Annotated in this window: 1 protein-coding gene; it reads right to left on the minus strand. The window is 69.6% G+C overall.

All coding sequences use genetic code 11. The annotated features are described in order from the left end of the window. On the minus strand, positions 1 to 247 hold a 247-nt coding region (locus AC1RPY_RS08105), incomplete at both ends, for a LacI family DNA-binding transcriptional regulator (RefSeq protein ID WP_481763171.1).

Genomic DNA, 247 nt, shown 5'->3' on the forward strand with positions numbered 1-247 from the left:
CGATGATGAAATCGAGATTGCGCTCGGCGAGCCGCTCGGTGATGCCCGCGACGACCTCGCCAAACCGCGGATCGCCGAGATCGCCGGCGCCGAACGGATAGACGATCCCGATCATGTCGGCCCGCCCGGTCGCGAGCCGGCGCGCGGTCGGATCGGCCACGTAGCCCATTTCCCGCGCGGCCTTCGCCACGCGCTCGCGCGTCGCCTCGCTGACGTCATCGTAACCGTTCAACGCGCGGCTGACCGT

The organism is Dellaglioa sp. CoH-56-MRSF-12 (genome assembly GCF_056782075.1).